We start from the raw sequence: 2,063 nt of genomic DNA, 5'->3' as shown, positions 1-2,063 counted from the left end.
CCGAAATGTCGCCGGTTAGCGCCGAGCCCCATTACGGCATCTGCTGGTGCGAGCCGCTGCCCTGCCACGGCGACGTGCTGGCCAGGGCGGCGGCATGGGCGTCCAGAGTGCTGGCGGAGCGGGCAAATGCGTGATGCCGGTGCAAGTGGACGAGCAGGAATTGGGCGATGCCTTCGGCCCGGGCTCTCCGCTCCAATTGCCGCTCGCTGGCGCTCCCGGCAATTCCGCTGCGATCCCTATCGCCTCCGGTCGCTGCGCTCCCTGCGCGCTCCGCTTGCCGCCGCCTTCGGCGGTGTTGTCGCCGCCCTGGCGGGCGGCGGCGTGTTCCGTTCGGTTTCCCCCGGTTCGGTGTGGGCGGCGCGCCATTCCAGGTCCGCAGCGGCGGCCCGCAACCCGCTGCGCGGGTCCTCCACTGCGTTCCGGCCCTCCGGGTGCACGCCGCCTCGATCTGCGGACCTTCCAGGCTTGCTCGCCGCCCACCCCGCTCCGGGGGAAACGCTGTTTTTTGTTCAGGGAGAAAGGAACCGACCATGACACACCCCACCGACACCGCCATGGCAGACGCCTTCGCATCGGCCGGCTTCGACACCGGGAGCCTTGACGCCCCCATGATCGAGGCTCCCGACCTGTTCGGGCAGAGCGACGACGGGCGCGAGCCCGAACACGCGGCATCGGCAACCGCCATGGCCTGCGAAGCCGCCGCCCTGCACGGTGCGACCCCCGGCCCCGACGAGTTCGACAACCGGCCCCTGTGGGAAGCCCCGGACAGGATCAAGACCCGTTCCCTCGGCCCGCTGACCTTCGCCGAGCGGCGGACCCGGCGCAAGGAATACAAGGTGCGCAGCGATCAGGACCCCAACCTGTACCCCGGCGACCCGCTGGACCTGCCCGACCTGCGCGCCGGGTTCGAGGACTCGCACCTGCCCGGCATCGTGCGCGAGATCGTCGACCTTGCCGCCGAACGCCTGTGCGCCGATGGAACCATGCTTGCCGACGAGCGCGAAAGCCTGATCTGGGGCCTGGTCAATTGCTTCCATGCCCAGACGCAGAGGCTGGACCGCGCCCTGGACCGCATGGAACCGGAATTGCGCGACCTGCAACGGGCGCAGGACGGCTCCGAAGTCCGGTCCCTCGAACTGGAGAGGCTGACCGACCGGGCGCACAACACGGCCGACCGGCGCGATGCGCTGGAAATCTTCCGGGACTGCGCCGCCGACGCCTACCGCGCGCGCACCGGCGAGGTCTGGCGGCCGCGCCACGGTTCGCACACCAGCCGGACCGGCAGCCTCACATCCGCCGCCATCGACGCCCGCGACTTCATGCGCGCCCGCAAGGACCGCGCGACCATGGCGCACCTGCCGAGCGGAACCCTTGTCGCCATCGCGGGCGGCAAGGACGTGCAGGACCCGGCAGCGGTGATCGCCCGGCTGGACAAGGCGCGCGAGAAATACGCCGACATGGTGCTGGTCCATGGCGGCGGCCCCGGCGTCGAGAAGATCGCGGCGCGCTGGGCCGAGCGCAACGGCATCCAGCAGATCGTCTGCAAGCCCGACTGGAACCGGCACGGACGCGCCGCACCCTTCCGCCGCAACGACGAATTGCTCAATCTCCTGCCGCGCGGCGTGATTGCCTTCCCCGGTTCCGGCATCACCGACAACCTTGTGGACAAGGCGCGGCAGCTTGGCATCCCGGTTCAGCGCATCGCCGCCTGACCGCAGCGCAGGAACGGGCCGCGTCGCCATCCCGGACAAGGGAGCGGCGGCGCGGCCCGTTGCGCCTTTGCATCGCGCGCCGATCGCCGTTGCGTCCCGTCTTCGCGACGCGCGCGCCCGCACCGTGCCGCGCACGAGTGCATCGGCCACCGCGCGAGCCTGCCCCGGACCACGATCCGGGGCCGCCGCTCAAGCGCCGCTGCGGCTCCGATCCGCCGGTCTCGCCGGCGTCGATCTCCCGATCCCCCGTACAGCGCGAATCAGGCTTCCGACCGGCCCGGGCCGGCCTCGGGGGTCACACCCCACGCACCGATGGTGCCCTTTCCGCTAGCGTCCGCCTTCGCTTGAACT

At 71.2% G+C, this 2,063-nt stretch carries 1 protein-coding gene; it reads left to right on the top strand.

The window, feature by feature from the left end:
* Positions 1 to 530 precede the first annotated feature (530 nt).
* Positions 531 to 1,712, top strand: a complete 1,182-nt coding sequence (locus tag OXM58_20005) for a DUF2493 domain-containing protein (GenBank protein ID MDE0150647.1) — start codon at positions 531 to 533, stop codon at positions 1,710 to 1,712.
* Positions 1,713 to 2,063: the final 351 nt, after the last annotated feature.

Source organism: Rhodospirillaceae bacterium, from assembly GCA_028819475.1.
Classification (GTDB): Bacteria; Pseudomonadota; Alphaproteobacteria; order Bin65; family Bin65; genus Bin65.
This window is presented reverse-complemented; position numbering and strand designations above follow the sequence as displayed.